This window comes from Pseudooceanicola aestuariicola (genome assembly GCF_045763785.1).
Lineage (GTDB): Bacteria > Pseudomonadota > Alphaproteobacteria > Rhodobacterales > Rhodobacteraceae > Pseudooceanicola.
In genome coordinates, this window is sequence record NZ_JBJGSF010000001.1 from 1,299,483 (window position 1) to 1,316,403 (window position 16,921).

Sequence of the window (16,921 nt, forward strand, 5' to 3'; positions counted from 1 at the left end):
TCCTTCGGGGTGGCCTTTTGCTTTGTCAGGGGCGCGCGTTACAGCCGGTAGCCTCCGGACACGGTCAGTACCTCACCCGTGATATAGCTGGCGTCGTCACTGGCCAGAAACCGGACGGCGCGGGCGATATCCTCCGGCTCTCCGATCCGGCCAAGGGCGACGTCCTTGACGAACAGATCGGTCAAGTCCTGAGGGCGCGGCGCTTCGGGGATGTTGGTGGCACCGGGGGCCACGGCGTTCACACGGATGCCCTGCGGCCCCAGTTCCTTGGCCATCGCCTTGGTCCAGAGGTTCAGCGCCGCCTTGCTGGCCCCGTAGGTTGCGGCATTGCGCGGCGGCAACCATGCGTTCATCGAAGAGATATTCACTACCGCCGCCCCCGGTGTCAGATGTGGCAGGGCCGAGGACAGCAGGGCCTGCGGGGCGATCAGGTTGATATCCAGAATGCGGGCCGCAGTGGCGGTGTCGAATTCTTCTTTCGGCGTCGGCTCGACCAGGCCTGCGTTATTCACGATGATATCAAGGCGTCCAAACCGCTCCATCACCTGCGCCACGACGCGATCCGTGGCCCCGGGTGCCGTCAGATCGGACTGAATGGCCATGCCACCGGGCGGGGGGCTGTCGGGCTGCGTGGTGTTGTAGGTGATGGCGACCAGATGATCGCGCGACATATCCGACGCGATGGCACGCCCGATGCCGCGCGCACCTCCGGTGACAAGAACAACCTTTTTCATGGGCTTCCTCCGCTAGGGTTGGTCCACTATGTCCGGCTGTGCCCGCGGCAGCAATCGGCGACGTATCTTGACATCGTATCCTTGCCACCGCCTAAACGCGCGGACAGGCAACGCCTATCACGCAATACATCGGACCCCCTATGACCACGCAGATTTTGGACCCCGGCAGGGCAAACCTATTCGGCAGCCTGTGGATGATCGGGTCGATGGCGGGCTTTGCGGTCGAAGATATGTTCCTGAAGGCCGCGGCGCAGACGCTGCCCTTGGGGCAAATCCTGATGCTGTTCGGGGCGGGCGGCGCGCTGGTCTTTGCGGCGCTGGCGATATGGAAGGGCCAGCCGCTGTATACGCCAGAGGTTCTGTCGCGCCCGATGCGCTGGCGCGTGTTCTTTGAGATTTTCGGCCGCCTTTTCTATGCCTTGGCGATCGCGCTGATCCCCTTGTCGGTCGCCACAGTGATCCTGCAGGCCACGCCCTTGGTGGTTGTGGCCGGCGCGGCGGTAATCTTTGGCGAACGGGTCGGCTGGCGGCGGTGGACGGCGGTGTTTGTCGGCCTTGTGGGCGTGGTGGTCATCATCCAGCCCAGTGGCGGCAGCTTTTCCGCCCTCTCGATCTTGGCAGTCGGGGGGATGCTAGGCTTTGCCGGGCGCGATCTGGCCAGCCGCGCCGCGCCCGCATCGCTTAGCACCTATATCCTTGGCTTCTATGGGTTTTTATCGGTCGTGGTGGCCGGTGCGGTGATCCTGCTGTGGTCCGGCGCATCGGTCGCGGCGATGGATATAACCCTTTTGCTGACGATCCTTGGCGCGGTGCTGGCGGGGGTGACGGCCTACGGCAGCCTGATGAAGGCGATGCGCACGGGCGACGTTTCTGCCGTGACGCCGTTTCGATACACCCGGCTGATCTTTGGCATCGCGCTCGGCATCCTTGTGTTTAACGAAGCTTTGACGGGCGCGATGATCCTCGGCTCTGTCCTGATCATGCTGTCGGGGCTCTTTATCTTTTGGCGCGGCAAGCAAATCCAGCAGCCCTAAGGCGTTTCCCACCTGCATCAGGCGTCGGGCGAAGCCGGGCCGGGCAGGGCGCTTGGCTTGACAGGGTCCGCTGTCGCCCCGCTTACTGCCTGAAAACAGCGGCCGGGCCGCGGACAATCGAGTGGACCTTGCAATGACACACCTAGAGCTTTCCCAGAAGGGACAGGACCTGATCAAGCTGTACGAGGATATGGCGGTCAACGGCTATACGCGTAAAAGCGGGGCCAAGGTGACAAACGTCTACAATGACTTTGAGCTGCAGAAATTCCGCAATGTTTGCAAGAAGGTACTGTCGAACGACCGGATCAAGACGGTATTGGATTATGGTGGCGGCGGATCCAATTGGGACGCGCCAAAATTCGATCCCGACAGCGGCCTGTCAGCCAAAGAGTTCTTTGGGATCGACAGTGTGACAACCTTTGAGCCCGCGCGAAACCTGATGAACAAGGTCCCGTCGGACGGCGTGGTCTGCATGGACGTTCTGGAACATATCTACCTGTCGGATGTGCCGAACGTGGTCGAGGAGCTTTTTACCCTCGCCAAGCATCTACTGGTCGTAAACGTCGCTTGTTACGAAGCCGCGGCCCTGCTGCCAAATGGCGAAAACGCCCATATCACCGTGCGCAAACCCCACTGGTGGAAGGGTGTCATGGACACGATCGCGGTGAAATACCCGGAGGTCGATGTCATGCTGATCTGTTCGGAAACCTTCAGCAGCGGAATTCTGTTCGACACCTTCAAAGCCGCCGATTGGCAAAGCGCCGACGGCTTTGTGCGTAAAGAGAAGGTGCTGACCTTCGGGCGAAGCTGACGGGCAGGGATTGCCTATCAGAGGCTGGCACGACCGCGCCAGCCACGCCTTGCAGAACCATCGTTCCAGAAGGCGTCGCTATTCCGCCGCCACGGCATCCGGTCGTTGCGGGGGCTGCGTGGTCTTCACGGATGTGCCGCGATTGCCGACGCTGAACTGGCTGACCAGTTCGCTGAGCCTGCGGGCGTTTTCAGACAGTACCGCGTTGGCCGCAGTGGTTTCTTCGAAGCGAGAGGCAAATTCCTGCGTGACGTTGTCCAATTCCGAGATCGACTGGTGAACGCCCTTCATACCGGATGATTGTTCGCCTGTGCTGGCCGCGACCGTGTTCATGCGTTCGGCGATATCGTTGACCGAGGTCTGGATTTGATCCAGCGCGGTCCCGGTTTCCTTGACCAGTCGCACACCATCGCTGATCTGCGTGACCGACGAATTGATGAGGTTGTCGATCTCGCTTGCCGCGTCCGAGGAACGTTGTGCCAATGCGCGGACCTCTGTTGCGACGACGGCAAAGCCACGGCCAGCGTCGCCGGCGCGCGCAGCTTCGACGCCGGCGTTCAGGGCCAGCAGGTTGGTCTGGAAGGCGATGTTTTCGATGACGCTGATGATCTTCCGGATCTCGGTCGATGAGGTTTCAATCGCGTCCATCGCCGTCACGGTGCGGCCCATAATCTCTGTCCCGCTGGCTGCCTGTTCCCGCGTCCCTTCTGCCTGTGAGCGCGCGCCCTTGGTATCATCCGCCACGCCCGCGATCAGCGATGTCATCTGCCGCAGAGAGGCCGCGATATCCGTCAGGGTCAGCGACTGATCCTCGATCCGCTTGGCCAGATTGTCGGACGTGTTGGAGATGTCGCGGGAATGAGCCTGAATCGACTCGGCCTCTGCCAGGACGTCACATAGCGTGACCTCAAGACTATCGACCGCCTCGTTAAAGACGTCGCCAAGCCGTTGATAGACGTCGGGCAAGGGTTCCGTAATCCGCACGCGCAGGTCACCAGAGGCGAGGCCAGCCAGTTTCACGCTGATAAGATCAAGCATTTCAGACACTTCGCGGTCGTGATCTTCGCGCAGTTTGGCCGCGGCAAGATCAGCGGCTTTGGCGGCTTCGGCATTGCGGCGCGAAGCGATCAGCGCCTCTTCAGCCTCTTTTTGCGCCTTGGCGGCGTCAGCCAGCGCGGCGGCGGCATTGGCCTGAGCTTTTTCCGCCTCTGCCTTCTGGGCCTCAGCCTCGGCCAGTGCTTCCTGCGCGTCGTTCATGGCCGTTTCCAGCCGGGCCGCATGGCGTTGGGCCGACGCGGTCTGTGCCAGTCGGACATAGACGATCAGGGCGAGGTTGGCTGATGCCAGAACAACCGTTACGGCATGTACCGCCGCACGGGTGAAGTTGAAAGCCAAGTCACTGGAGAGAAATACGAATTGTGGTGCGATAAGGATCATCGATACGTGATGAACGGCCGTCAGGATCACCGCGGCATAGATCGCCTGCCTTGACGCATAGGTGGCAATGGCCGTCAGCGCGACAAAGAACACCATGTGCATATCTGGCTGCATCGGATGACCGCGCAGTGCGGCCGTCAGCATGATGACCTGACCGATCAGCGCCAGCGCCACGACGATGCGCGCCGGCTTCCCTTTCATGACAAGGCCCAGCCCGGCCAGCCCCGACATCATCAGCGCCCCGATCAGCGCCATCCAGAACATGCCCGTCTGCGCCATAAGCGCAGAAGCCCCGACGATCAGTGGAGAGCCGATGGCGATATAGGCCACGATCCGCATCGCCAACCGACGATGACGTTCAAACCGTTCGCCAAGGGTTTCCGGAGTGAACACCCGTTTCGGGCGTTTGGAAGAATTCGATGTATCGGTCAACACTGGGTCCGCCATATCAAGTCTGACCTGTCTTTCGCAGATAAGAATTGACCGGGACTTAACGACCCGCGGTTTTCCAAGCCTTTTCAGGGTTTCCGAGACAATTGTCGCTATTCGTCGCCGTCGATTAGCCCAAGCCCGCGCAGGTACACGCCGATCCCGCTTTCCAGCAGGTCCTCGGGCGGGAAGGGCGACGCGCGCCCCGGAGAGTTCCTTGCGAAGAGTTCCACCACCCCGTGGCTGAGCGCCCAGATATGGGCCGAGAACATCGAGGCGGGAGGGCGTTTCTCGGGCGGGATATGCTTTGACAGATCGGCGGCGGCGCGTTCTAGAACGCCACTGGCGCGATTGGCGATAGCAGCCAGATCAGGCGTTCTGTTGACGGAAATGCCGCTTTCGAACATCGCGATGTAATGGCCGGGATACTTGCGCGCAAAGGCCAGATAGGCGCGGCCGGTCGCCTCGAACGCTGACAGGGCCGAAGGCTGACCGCTGTCATAGGCGTATTGCATCACGTCGGCAAAGATTTCGTACCCCTGCCGTGCGGCTTCGGCGATCAGGTCCTCGCGCCCCTCGAAATGGCGATAGACGGCGGCGGGGGTAACCCCGGCCTCTTTCGCGGCCTCTGACAGGGTAAAGCCGGTGGGACCCTTCGCTTCGATCAGCTTAAGGGCGGCATCGACCAGCGCCTGACGCAGGTTGCCGTGATGATAACCGCGTTTAGGCATCCCAGATGTCCGGGCCTCCGCAGATCTTGTCGTCGGGCGAGCCCACGGATTTGTCGGTCTTGCGATCATAAGGCAGGGCGTTCAGCACCGTGCGGATCGCTGCCAGCCGGGCGCGTTTCTTGTCGTCAGACCGGATAACCGTCCAAGGCGCGTGATCAGTGTGGCTCCGGTCAAGCGTTTCCTTGATCGCGGCGCTGTAGGCGTCCCATTTCTTCAGGCCTTCCACGTCGATCCAGCTTAGCTTCCATTGTTTTAGCGGATCGTTTTCCCGTTTCAGGAACCGGCGCAGCTGCTCCGCACGCCCGACGTTCAGCCAGAATTTGAACAGGTAGATACCTTCGTCCACCAGCATCTGTTCGAAATCCGGCACCTGACGGAAGAAATGTTCGCGCTGATCGTCGGTGCAAAAGCCAAAGACCTTTTCCACCACGCCGCGGTTGTACCAAGACCGGTCAAAAAACACGATCTCTCCGGCGGTGGGCAGATGGTCGATGTAGCGCTGGAAATACCACTGGCCCTGTTCGGTTTCCGTAGGCTTGGACAGCGCCACGACCCGCGCGCCACGGGGGTTCAGGTTTTCGCGAAACCGCTTGATCGTGCCGCCCTTGCCAGCCGCGTCCCGCCCTTCGAACACACAGACGACCCGCGCCCCGGTTTCCTTGGCCCAGGCCTGCATCTTGACCAGTTCGATCTGAAGTTTTTCCAGATCTTTCTCATAGGCCTTCTTCTTCATCTCTTCGGAATAGGGATAGGCCGGGTTCAGGATATCGTCCTTATCGGCGCGCGCGATGGCGTCGCGGATGTCTTTCGGCGCATCGTTTTCGTGAAAGGCGCTGATGGCACCGTCGAAGGGCAAGTCCATGGGGGTATTCCTTTTTCCCCAATATGGAGGGCAGGCGAGCGCGGTGCAACGTCATTGGTTGGCGAACGTGGTAGTCTGATTTTGCGGTCGTACTGATCGAAAGGTCCGCACGGCGCTATGTGACAATCACAAGGTCTTTCAAATGCAATGCGCAGCAGCAGCTTTAGCGCAATCCGGCCCGCTGTGCCGCACGGTCAATGGCCGCGATGACCTGAGGCTGGGCGACATGCTGGGGCATGTGGCCGATACCATCCAGAACGGTCAGGTCCGCCGAGGCGACATCCTGCTCCATCGGTTCGGAGTGGATCGACAGGCCAACGATGTCATCCGCATCCCCATGCACGATTTCAATTGGCAGGCTTAGGCTGGCGTATTGCGGCGCCATCACGCGCAATTCTTCCCGCATATCGGTGCGCTGTTGCGCATTGGCCTGAGCGGAGAAGGGGCGCAGGACCAAACCGGGTCCGAAATACTCGGCATACCCCTGCGGTTCGGATTGCGGACGAAAGACACCTGCGACAGCATTGTCGACGTAATCCCGGCTGACCCACGCAGAAATCCCCCAGGCCACGATAGGCCCGATGACGGGCCGGGCCATGGTGGCATAAAGCTTGTCCAGCTCTCCCTGCCACGGATAGGTGGCGCCTGCCACGTTGACGACTGCGGCGATCCGATCCTCATAGGCCAGCGCCCAAGCCATGGCGACCGCGCCACCAAAGCTTTGCCCCAGAACGATAGGTCTGTTCAGCTGTAATTCGACGGCGGCGCCCTGCAACAGCTTGGCCTGATCCGCCAAGGTGACCCCGCGCCGCGCCAAAGGCGGGGTATAGCCCAAGCCCGGCCGATCAAAGACGGTGACGCGGTAGCGGTCGGTCAATTGGTCCACCAGCGAAAAGGTAAAATCCCGCGTGTTGCCCGACGCCCCATGGATCAACACCAGATCGGGGCCTTCGCCCTTTTGCACGTAATGCACCTGATGCCCGTTCACGGTGATGAACTGACCTTCGGGCGGATAGGCGGTATGGGTCGCAAAGGTCCGCGATATGGCGCGCCAGCCTGTCGCGGCCACGACGATCGCGATCAGGATCAAAAGCCACAGCATCGCTTTAGCCACCCACATCGTCCAGATTGAACGGGGTCGTCTGATAGATCGCGTTGATCCAATTGCCGTACAGCAGGTGCGCATGGCTGCGCCAACGGTTCTGAGGCGGTTTTGAAGGGTCGTCATCGGGATAATAATTCATGGGCACATTGATCTTGGTCCCATTAGACACGTCCCGATCGTATTCCTGTTTCAACGTATCGCTGTCATATTCGAAATGATTGAAGACATAGAGCGCGCGATGCCCCGCATCTTCGATCAAACAGGGGCCGGTGGTTTCGTCCCCCAGCAGGGTGGTCAGACCGCCCGCCGCGTCGATCTCTTCCTGCCGGTTTTCGGTCCAGCGGGACACGGGCACCACGCAGATATCCGAAAACCCGCGCAGATAGGGCGATGATTTCGCAAGGTTTTTCTGCGGATAACAGCCGAACAGCTTATGCGGCAGGATATGTTTGGGCACGTTGTGGAAATGGTGGATCATCGCCATCGCCCCCCAGCAGACCCCAAAGGTCGAATGCACATGGGTCTGTGTCCATTCCATCACCTCGAGCATCTCGTCCCAATAGGTGACCTCTTCGAACTCCAGATGTTCGATCGGCGCGCCGGTGATGATCAGCCCGTCAAATTTCTCACCACTGGCCTTCACCTCGGAAAACGGGCGGTAAAAGCTCTCCATATGCTCGGCAGCGGTGTTGCGGGTCTGGTGATCGCTCATCCGGATCAGCGACAGTTCGATCTGCAACGGCGTGGCCCCGATCAGACGCGCGAACTGCGTCTCGGTCTGGATCTTCTTGGGCATCAGGTTCAGCAGCGCGATGCGCAGGGGCCGGATATCCTGACGCGCAGCCTGATCTTCGCCCATGACCATGACCCCTTCACGGGACAGGACATCAAAGGCGGGCAGGTCAGAGGGCAGTTTAATCGGCATGGGTCACATCCGGGTACGGGGAAAGGTCAGATAAGCGGGCAGTCCGTCAGCATCAAGGGCGGTCATCCAGCGCCTTGGCCACGATAGCGTCAAAGGATTGCGCATCCTCTACGTGGCTCATGTCTTCCATCGACAGGGTAATGCCGCGCCGCGCCATTGCTTCATAACGTGGCTGCCGATGATCCAGAGCGCGCGCATAGGTCCAGCGCACGAAATCGTCGGGGTTCACGTGATCCTCGGCTAGCCCGGTTTCGGCCCGGTAATCGTCCCAAGCCTTCAACAGGAACTCTGCCTGATAGTACATCGGCTTGGGCGCCCGGTCGAACCGTTTGATCAGCGCCTCACGATGACTTTCGTCACCCTTCAGCCAGATCATCAGGCCAAGATCGCTCAGCGTGTCCAGCACGGGATCGCTGTCATCTTCCGGGTCTACCACCTCGCAGATCGACCCGCCGCAGTCGCAGACGAAATGCGGATAGCCATAAAGCTGCTCGGCCCGCGCGGCAAAGCGTTCGGCGTCCAGCAGCGCGGATATCTCGGCCAGACGATGCTCTTCCTGCCGCGTACGGTAGGTGTCGAACGACAAGCCACCCAGTTCGGGGTTGCCGGGTTTGCCCAGATAGGTCGACAGCGGCGCAAGGTTATCGAAGGTGATGTTCGACCCGATATAGATGGAATCGCTTAGCAACAGGTCGCGCAGGAACGGCACCTGCATGGCATGCGCCTTGGCGTTGTCGGCGATCAGCTCTCCCATGTAGCGGGTGCCAATGCGGTAATCGACGGAATAGTGGAACCATTCGCCCGTCTCGCGCAGCATGTTCGACAGGTAGGTCTTGCCCAGACCCGACATGCCAAACAGCACCACACGCTTTTGCGGCGCGCGCATCCAATCCTCGGCAGAGTTGTAGATCATGATCAGGCCCTTAGTTGGTCTGGCCTTTGCTAAGGGGCAGGGGAGACGGCGTCAAATCCGTATTGCCAAAGAGGCGCTGCCCAACGACCTCGGACACGCCCATGCTTCTTTGGTCCAACAAATATCCCTCGGGGTGAATTGGCCAAAGGCCAAGAGGGGCAGACAGCCCCTTAACGGCCACACCGCAGCGCTACACCCGTGACCCGATCCATTTCACCACGCGCCCGTCCAACACGACCAAGCCAAAGGCAATGATCCCGAAACCCGCGAAATGGCGCGGCAGCAGGATCTCTCCCAAGACGAAATGCCCCAGCAGGATCGCCACTGGCACCAGCAGCAGCGTCACCAGCATCAGGTTCCCGCTGCCCGCCTTGGCCATGATGGAATAATACAGCAGATAGGCCGCGCCCGTCGCAATCAGGCTGTAATAGGCGATGGCCGCCCATGTGCGCGGCTCCAGCGCAAAGCTCGGCGCGCCCTCCATCGCCCAGGCCAGCGGGATCATCACCACGGTAGAGCCGGTCAGCATCCCGGCCGAGGCGACCAGAGGCGACAGGTGAGACAGGTTCGCCCGTCCAAAGCTGCCGCCCATCGCATAGCACAGCGTCGCCGTCAGCACGGACAATTGACCCAGTGACCGCAGGTCCAGCTGCGCCAGCGTGCCGATGCCGATGGCCACCGCCACGCCCAAGACGCCAAAGGCCACGCCCACGCCTTTGCGCGCCGTCAGCTTTTCATCCGCAAAGACGATGGCCGCGACCACGACGCCGAAAACCGCGGTGAAAGAGTTCAGGATCGCCGTCAGCCCGCTTTCGATGTGCAGTTGCCCCCACGCAAGGAAGAAGAAGGGCAGGACGTTGTTCAGAACCCCCATGGCAAAGAAGGCGATCCACGTCTTCATGTCGCGCGGCACGGCCTTACGCCCGATCAGGACCACGGCCCACAGCACCAGCATTGCCCAGAAACAGCGGTGCATGACGGCGGTGAAAGGGCCAATTTCGTCCAGCGCGATCCGCGTGGACAGGAAGGACCCGCCCCAGATCAGCGCCAAAAGGATCAACTGCGCCCATGCGGCGCCGGACATGGATTTTTGTTGTGTCATGGACGTATTAGCCGCCTAAAACCTGTATCCGGCAACCCGGAACCTGTGCATTCACGCACGCGACTCGCCTCGGATGTTTGCGTAATTCGCGCCAAAGATGATCGCAGCCCCCAGCAGAACGAAGGGGTCGAGCGCTTCGTTATAGACCAGAAGGCCGACGATCGCCGCGCTGGGCAGGCGCAGGAAATCCATGGGCGACACGACCGACGCGGGCGCAATCGACAGCGCGGTCGTCAGACAGAAGTGGGCAAAGAGGCCACACAGGCCCACCAGCACTGCATAGGGCCATAGCGCGGCCGACGGCAGGGCAAAGTCCAGATCATAGCCGCCGCAGATCACGCCAAACACGGCCTGCATCAGCGTCAGCCAGAAGAGGATGCCAAAGACGCTGACATCGCGGGTCAGCACCTTGGTGGAAATGATCGTCCCCGCAAAGGCAATCGCACACAATGCAGCCGCCACCAGCCCCGGAGAGATTGCCTGCGCCCCCGGACGGGTGATCAGCAGGATACCCGCGAACCCCACCAGCGCGGCAATCGCGCGGCGGCGGGTCATCTGTTCGCCAAGGATCAGCGGCGACAGCACCAGAACCCACAGGGGGGCCGTAAACTCCAACGCAAAGACCTGCGCCAGGGGGATGACGGTAATGGCGTAGAACCACAGGTTCTGCCCGGTGAAATGCGCGATGTTCCGAAACAGCTGCAGCCGGAAGTGCAGCAGGTTGATCTGGTCCCAGGCGCCGCGCATCGCGACGACGCCCACAACGATTACAAGGCCCGTGACACTACGCCATGTCATGATCTCGAACGTATCAAGCTCGGCCGACAGCACGCGGCCGGCAACGGCCATGGTCAGGAACGACACGATCGCCCCCACCATCCACATGGCTGCGCGCAGCGTAGGGGACGGTCCGGGTGTCTCGAGGGCAGGGGGATGGGTCATTGCACTGTCCAGCAAGGGAAAACCGCGCGACCCTACCAGCGCCGTTGGGGCTGTCCAGATGGGAAACGCCCCTGCAATCCCGGGAATGAGGTCCGGGGGATGAGATGTTGACATATTCGCATATTTGATTTCAAACTGTCTGTAATTCGTCAGGAGGAGGCGAAAAAATCCCAGTCTAAGGGATTGATAACACTAGGGAGGGGATGGAAAACATACGCGTCTGCGATATCTTTGATGCAGATCAAAGGCCTGGGGGGCGGCAATTTGTAACCTCCCCTTGAATGGACGCGCGACATATATCCATTCCAATTCAGAACTCGCGGTGGTAGCACCGCACCGCCCGGTTTGCGCACCGGACGAGAATGAAGGAGGATCGCCCGTGACCTACGAGGCATATCTGGACACGGCCATTGGCAAGCTGCACGAAGAAGGTCGCTATCGCACCTTTATCGATATCGTGCGTCATAACGGGCAATTCCCGCATGCGACGCGCCGCAAGCCTGATGGTTCTGAACAGCCTGTCACTGTATGGTGCGGTAACGATTATCTGGGCATGGGGCAGCACCCTGTTGTGCTGGACGCGATGCACGACGCGCTCGACACCGTTGGGGCTGGGTCCGGCGGAACGCGCAACATTTCCGGCACGACGCTGTATCACAAGCAGCTAGAAGCCGAGCTGGCCGATCTGCACGGCAAGGAATCGGCCCTGCTGTTCACCAGCGCCTACATCGCCAATGACGCGACGCTGTCGACGCTGCCGAAACTCTTTCCCGGTCTGATCATCTACTCGGATGAGCTGAACCACGCCTCCATGATCGAAGGGGTCCGCCGCAACGGTGGGGCCAAGCGCATCTTCCGCCACAACGACGTCGCCCATCTGCGCGAACTGCTCGAGGCCGACGATCCCGCCGCGCCCAAGCTGATTGCCTTCGAATCCGTCTATTCGATGGACGGCGACTTTGGCCCGATCGAGGCGATCTGCGATCTGGCCGACGAATTCAATGCGCTGACCTATATCGACGAAGTCCACGCCGTCGGCATGTACGGCCCGCGTGGGGGCGGTGTCACCGAACGGGATCGGCTGGCGCACCGTATCGACATCATCAACGGCACGCTGGCCAAGGCCTACGGTGTCATGGGCGGCTATATCGCGGCGTCGGAAAAGATGTGCGATGCGATCCGGTCCTATGCGCCGGGCTTCATCTTCACCACTTCTTTGCCGCCCGCAGTGGCCGCAGGGGCGGCGGCATCGGTCAAGCATTTGAAAACCGATCAGGCGCTGCGCGATCTGCACCAGACGCAGGCCAGCATCCTGAAGACGCGTTTCAAGGCGCTGGGCATGCCGCTGATCGACCACGGCAGCCACATCGTGCCGGTGATCGTGGGCGACCCGGTCCACACGAAACTGCTGTCGGACATGCTGCTGGACGACCACGGCATCTATGTTCAGCCGATCAATTTCCCCACCGTTCCCCGCGGGACAGAGCGTCTGCGCTTTACCCCGTCTCCGGTTCACGGGCCCAAGGAAATCGACAAGCTGGTGCACGCGATGGATTCGCTCTGGTCGCACTGCGCGCTGAATCGGCAGGAACTGGCCGGTTAAACCCGATTACCATTTAAGATATGCGAGAAACTGCCCTTAGTGGCGGTTTCTTGCGCATCCACAATCCCTTGTGTGCTTGCGTTTTGACGCCTCTGGCGCGCCTCGCATGCGAATATCGGCGTAAGTTTACCGTTTCTGTGGAAAACTTCTTGAATCGTGTTAGGCTGTTGTAAACAAAGTGCATGACTCGAATCGGGGAAATTTCGAGTCTCACAACACTCTGGACGGGGCAGCAGTATGATCCTGCGGAAGGCAAAACCGAAAAAGGCCGAGGAGACAGCTCTGCCTTTAGGTTTTGATGATTACGAGTTGAAGTTGGGTGATCTCATGAGGGGCGAACGCGCCACCATGGGGAAATCTCTGCTGGACGTGCAGCGCGAACTTCGGATCAAAGCCTCCTACATCTCTGCCATCGAAGATTGTGACCCCTCGGGGTTTGAAACGCCGGGCTTCATCGCGGGCTACGTGCGGTCCTACGCGCGCTACCTTAAGCTGGACCCCGATCGCGCCTTTGCCCAGTTCTGTGCCGAAAGCGGATTTTCGACCGCGCATGGCATGTCCGAAGAGGCATCCGGCGTCCGCAAGGTACAGCCCAAGCCCGTACAGCAGAAGAAAACCGATGCGCTCGGCTCGGCCACGCCGTTCCTGCCGGAACGCGAAAGCTTCCTCTCGCGCGTCGAACCCGGGGCGCTTGGCTCTGTCGCTGTTCTGATCGCGCTGATCGCGGCGCTTGGCTACGGCGGCTGGTCCATCCTGACCGAAGTGCAGCGCGTGCAATTCGCACCCGTCGAACAGGCCCCCGATGTCCTAAGCGATCTGGACCCGGTGCAGGCCATGCCCGGTGGTACGCTGCCGCAGGCGCCTGAACTGGTGTCGACCTCGCCGCGCGCGAACGAAGGCCTTGATCGTCTGTACCGCCCCGAGGCGCTGGATGTTCCCGTCCTTGTCGCCCGTGACGCGCCCATCGCTACGCTGAACCCGGCCGAAGTCGGAACCTTCGCGGGCACCGGCGCAACCCAGACCGCCAGCGTCGACAATTCCAGCGCCGAAGACCGCGCTGTGGCGGCCGCCTTGTCCGGTCTGGACGACACCGCCACCGTTGGGCCGACCACGCCGCAGGTTACCGAAACCGCCGTTCCCGGCGTGACCATCGTGGCCGTGCGCCCCGCATGGGTCCGCGTCAGCGCGGCGGATGGATCGGTGATCTTCGAAAAGATCCTCGATGCGGGCGAAGAATATCAGGTGCCGCTGACCGAAGAACCGCCGCTGCTGCGCGCGGGCATGTCCGGCTCTCTCTATGCCTCGGTTAATGGCGAACTGCGCGGCCCGCTTGGCCCGGGCACCTCGACCATTCGCGGTGTGGCGCTGACGTCGGACGCGGTGACGCAGACCTACGCCAAGGCCGACCTGACGACCGATCCCGTCGCCGAACGGATCATGCTGGCCAAGGCGCGCCAGCTTGAGGTTCCCACCGAATAACCTCTCGCCACGACCTCTCGCCCACGTGAGAGGATGACCCGGCCCGGCGCATTGCTCCGGGCCGTTTTGCATTGTATGCGTGGGCCAAGCGCAGCATCCGAGGCACCCCATGTCCCACAATCCCATCCGCCCTTGGCGCAACATCGACCGCCGCAAAAGCCGTCAGATCATGGTGGGCAATGTGCCGGTCGGGGGCGACGCGCCGATTTCCGTGCAGACGATGACCAACACCGATACGTCTGACGTGGCGGCGACCGTCGCGCAGATTCAGCGCGCGGCGGACGTGGGCGCGGATATCGTACGGGTGTCGACCCCGGATGAGGCCTCGACCAGGGCGCTGAAGGACATCGTGCGCGAAAGCCCGGTGCCAATCGTGGCGGACATCCATTTCCACTACAAACGCGCGATCGAGGCGGCCGAGGCGGGCGCGGCCTGTCTGCGCATCAACCCCGGCAACATCGGCGACGAAAAGCGCGTGGCCGAGGTCATCAAGGCTGCCAAGGACCACGGCTGTTCCATCCGCATCGGCGTCAACGCCGGATCGCTGGAAAAGCACCTGCTTGAGAAGTACGGAGAGCCGTGTCCGGACGCGATGGTGGAATCCGGACTGGACCACATCCGCATCCTGCAAGACCACGATTTCCACGAATTCAAGATCAGCGTGAAGGCATCGGACGTCTTCATGGCCGCCGCCGCCTACCAACAACTGGCCGAAGCGACCGACGCGCCGATCCATCTGGGGATCACCGAAGCCGGTGGCCTGATGTCCGGCACGATCAAATCGGCCATCGGGCTGGGTAACCTGCTGTGGATGGGCATCGGTGACACGCTGCGCGTGTCCCTGTCGGCCGACCCGGTCGAAGAGGTGAAGGTCGGGTTCGAGATCCTCAAATCCCTTGGTCTGCGTCACCGCGGTGTGAATATCATATCCTGCCCGTCCTGTGCGCGTCAGGGGTTTGACGTCATCAAGACGGTCGAGACGCTGGAACAGCGGCTGGAACACATCAAGACGCCCATGTCGCTGTCGATCATCGGCTGTGTGGTCAACGGCCCCGGAGAGGCGCTGCTGACTGACGTGGGCTTTACCGGCGGCGGGGCGGGCTCTGGCATGGTCTATCTGGCGGGGGCGCAAAGCCATAAGATGTCGAACGACCAGATGGTCGATCACATCGTGGAACTGGTCGAAAAGCGCGCCGAAGAGATCGAGGCCGAGGCCGCCGTCGAAGCGGCGGAATAGGGCGGTTCACAACGGCGGGGTGAACCCCGCCCTACGTCGGTCCATTGGACATGGCGAGACACCGTAGGGCGGGATTGATACCGCCTTGGTCCGCGCGTGGTGGGTTACAAACCCACCCTACACATGGCCCGTAGGGTGGGTTTTCAACCCACCGTCACTCGGCCACGTATTTCTGTAAAACAATGGCCGGAACGGCGCCCTGAACCATCATGTCGGGCAGCACGAAGGACGGCGCCATCTCCAACTCCAACCGCTCGAATGCCTCGGCTTCGGCCCGTGGCGCGGGGCGTAGCATCCGGTCTTGGAACCAGCGATTGTCGTCCAGCACACGCTGCAACGCCGCCTCATCCTGCGCGGCCAGCAACAGGTCGCGTGCGGCGTGGTAGGCCTCTGGCCCCTCACGGTCCAGCTTTGACAGCAGCAATTGTGCCACGCCGCTCTCGCGGGCAAAGCGCGGCTCTACCCGGATATCGGGCTGGGCGGCGACCAGCGCCTTGGCTTCGGCCCAGGCCGCGGCGCAATCGGCGCAGGGGTAATCTTCGAAGAACACGACGGTAACGCGCGGGTCGTCCGCCCCGATCCCGCGCGCGGTCGGGGCAAAGAGCGACGTGTCCGCTGCCAGACGATCCCGGTCCGCGCGCGCCGCATCGCCATAGACGTCCGGCGGTGGAGGGTTCAGCGCGTTATCGACGATTTCGGGATGGGCGAGCAGGGTGGCCCGCACCTCTTCCCCGAAGGCGCGTCGTTCCGCATCGGTTAAATCCAGCCCCTCCGCCGTGGCGGTGAGGGGCAGGACTAACAGAACGGCTATTCTAAGGGCGCGGATCACCCGTCGCGCTGTTCCGACACGATCTGTTCCATCGCCTTCAGAGGCACGTAGCCCCGGATCATCTGATCGCCAAAGACGAAGGTCGGCGTGCCGTTGATCTGGAGCGTCTGGGCCAGTTCATGCGTGCTGCGGATCGCGCCGTCGACGGCTTCATCATCCAGCTTGGCGACAATGGCGGCCGAATCCAGCCCCAGACCATCGGCCAGACGCGACAGCGCCTGCGTATCGGTCGGCCCCTTGTAGGCCATCAGCGCGTCATGCATCGCCTCGTAGGCGTCGTCCCCGGCGGCCAGTTTGGTCGCCACGGCAAAGCGTGAGCTGTCCAGAGACGCCTGGCCGAGGATCGGGAATTCTTTGACGATAAAGCGGATGTTCTGATCATCTTCGACCAACTCCATCACTTCTTCATAGGCCTTGCGACAGTATCCGCAGCGGTAGTCGAGGAATTCGACAACCGTCACGTCCCCTTCGGGGTTGCCGCCGACCCAAGAATAGCCGTCGTTAAAGATCGCGTCGGAATTATCCTCGACCATGCGCAGATCGGCGTTTTCCTGATTGGCGGCGTTACGCTCTTCCAGAACGGCGACGGCGTCCATGATCACCTGCGGATTGTCCATCAGGTATTGCCGCACCTCGTCGCGGAAAATCTGCCGCTCATCTTCGGTCATATTCGTCAGATCGAAGGCCTGAACAGGCGCGGCCATAAGGCCGATAAGGGCGAAAGGGGCTAGGCGGATCATAAGGATTC

Annotated in this window: 16 protein-coding genes; 5 read left to right on the forward strand and 11 right to left on the reverse strand. The window is 61.3% G+C overall.

What is annotated here, in order from left to right:
* Positions 1-38 precede the first annotated feature (38 nt).
* A complete protein-coding gene (locus ACI3GR_RS05910) occupies positions 39-734 on the reverse strand; it encodes an SDR family NAD(P)-dependent oxidoreductase (protein ID WP_407493155.1) in 696 nt (231 codons plus the stop codon).
* A 140-nt stretch (positions 735-874) separates the two neighbouring features.
* Here ACI3GR_RS05910 and ACI3GR_RS05915 point away from each other — a divergent pair, with 140 nt between their 5' ends.
* A complete protein-coding gene (locus ACI3GR_RS05915) occupies positions 875-1,768 on the forward strand; it encodes a DMT family transporter (protein ID WP_407493156.1) in 894 nt (297 codons plus the stop codon).
* Positions 1,769-1,901: 133 nt separating this feature from the next.
* Positions 1,902-2,579, forward strand: coding sequence for a class I SAM-dependent methyltransferase (locus ACI3GR_RS05920; RefSeq protein ID WP_407493157.1), 678 nt, complete (start codon positions 1,902-1,904; stop codon positions 2,577-2,579).
* 78 nt (positions 2,580-2,657) lie between these two features.
* On the opposite strand, the gene ACI3GR_RS05925 is transcribed toward ACI3GR_RS05920, so the two are convergent.
* From ACI3GR_RS05925 to ACI3GR_RS05960, 8 genes are all read right to left on the reverse strand, one after another.
* On the reverse strand, positions 2,658-4,448 hold the full coding sequence (locus ACI3GR_RS05925) for a methyl-accepting chemotaxis protein (protein ID WP_407493158.1): 1,791 nt from the start codon (positions 4,446-4,448) through the stop codon (positions 2,658-2,660).
* A gap of 110 nt (positions 4,449-4,558) precedes the next feature.
* Positions 4,559-5,176 carry a TetR/AcrR family transcriptional regulator gene (locus tag ACI3GR_RS05930; RefSeq protein WP_407493159.1) on the reverse strand — a complete coding sequence of 206 codons (618 nt, stop codon included), beginning with the start codon at positions 5,174-5,176 and terminating at the stop codon, positions 4,559-4,561.
* Positions 5,169-6,038, reverse strand: a complete 870-nt coding sequence (gene ppk2, locus ACI3GR_RS05935; RefSeq protein ID WP_407493160.1) for a polyphosphate kinase 2 — start codon at positions 6,036-6,038, stop codon at positions 5,169-5,171. Before ppk2 ends, ACI3GR_RS05930 begins: the two co-directional genes overlap by 8 nt.
* A gap of 163 nt (positions 6,039-6,201) precedes the next feature.
* The gene (locus ACI3GR_RS05940; RefSeq protein WP_407493161.1) at positions 6,202-7,158 is read right to left on the reverse strand and encodes an alpha/beta fold hydrolase; all 957 of its coding nucleotides are present in this window, start codon (positions 7,156-7,158) and stop codon (positions 6,202-6,204) included.
* Positions 7,145-8,068, reverse strand: coding sequence for a homoserine O-acetyltransferase MetA (gene metA / locus ACI3GR_RS05945; RefSeq protein ID WP_407493162.1), 924 nt, complete (start codon positions 8,066-8,068; stop codon positions 7,145-7,147). The genes ACI3GR_RS05940 and metA overlap by 14 nt, the downstream gene beginning before the upstream one ends.
* Positions 8,069-8,120: 52 nt before the next feature.
* Complete coding sequence (locus ACI3GR_RS05950) at positions 8,121-8,981, reverse strand: ATPase (RefSeq protein ID WP_407493163.1); 861 nt, start codon at positions 8,979-8,981, stop codon at positions 8,121-8,123.
* A 190-nt stretch (positions 8,982-9,171) separates the two neighbouring features.
* Positions 9,172-10,083, reverse strand: a complete 912-nt coding sequence (locus ACI3GR_RS05955; protein ID WP_407493164.1) for a DMT family transporter — start codon at positions 10,081-10,083, stop codon at positions 9,172-9,174.
* Between the two features lie 51 nt (positions 10,084-10,134).
* Positions 10,135-11,025 (reverse strand): DMT family transporter, encoded by an 891-nt coding sequence (locus ACI3GR_RS05960; protein ID WP_407493165.1) that lies wholly within the window; start codon positions 11,023-11,025, stop codon positions 10,135-10,137.
* A 379-nt stretch (positions 11,026-11,404) separates the two neighbouring features.
* On the opposite strand from ACI3GR_RS05960, the gene hemA reads away from it, so the two are divergent.
* From hemA to ispG, 3 genes are all read left to right on the forward strand, one after another.
* A complete protein-coding gene (gene hemA, locus ACI3GR_RS05965) occupies positions 11,405-12,628 on the forward strand; it encodes a 5-aminolevulinate synthase (RefSeq protein ID WP_407493166.1) in 1,224 nt (407 codons plus the stop codon).
* Positions 12,629-12,955: 327 nt separating this feature from the next.
* Positions 12,956-14,107 (forward strand): helix-turn-helix domain-containing protein, encoded by a 1,152-nt coding sequence (locus tag ACI3GR_RS05970; protein ID WP_407493167.1) that lies wholly within the window; start codon positions 12,956-12,958, stop codon positions 14,105-14,107.
* A 109-nt stretch (positions 14,108-14,216) separates the two neighbouring features.
* Positions 14,217-15,344, forward strand: coding sequence for a flavodoxin-dependent (E)-4-hydroxy-3-methylbut-2-enyl-diphosphate synthase (gene ispG / locus ACI3GR_RS05975; protein WP_407493168.1), 1,128 nt, complete (start codon positions 14,217-14,219; stop codon positions 15,342-15,344).
* Positions 15,345-15,498: 154 nt separating this feature from the next.
* On the opposite strand, the gene ACI3GR_RS05980 is transcribed toward ispG, so the two are convergent.
* Together ACI3GR_RS05980 and ACI3GR_RS05985 are read right to left on the reverse strand one after the other, a co-directional pair.
* Positions 15,499-16,173, reverse strand: coding sequence for a thioredoxin domain-containing protein (locus ACI3GR_RS05980; RefSeq protein WP_407493169.1), 675 nt, complete (start codon positions 16,171-16,173; stop codon positions 15,499-15,501).
* Positions 16,170-16,913: a DsbA family protein gene (locus ACI3GR_RS05985; RefSeq protein ID WP_407493170.1), complete on the reverse strand. Its 744-nt coding sequence runs from the start codon at positions 16,911-16,913 to the stop codon at positions 16,170-16,172. Before ACI3GR_RS05985 ends, ACI3GR_RS05980 begins: the two co-directional genes overlap by 4 nt.
* Positions 16,914-16,921: the final 8 nt, after the last annotated feature.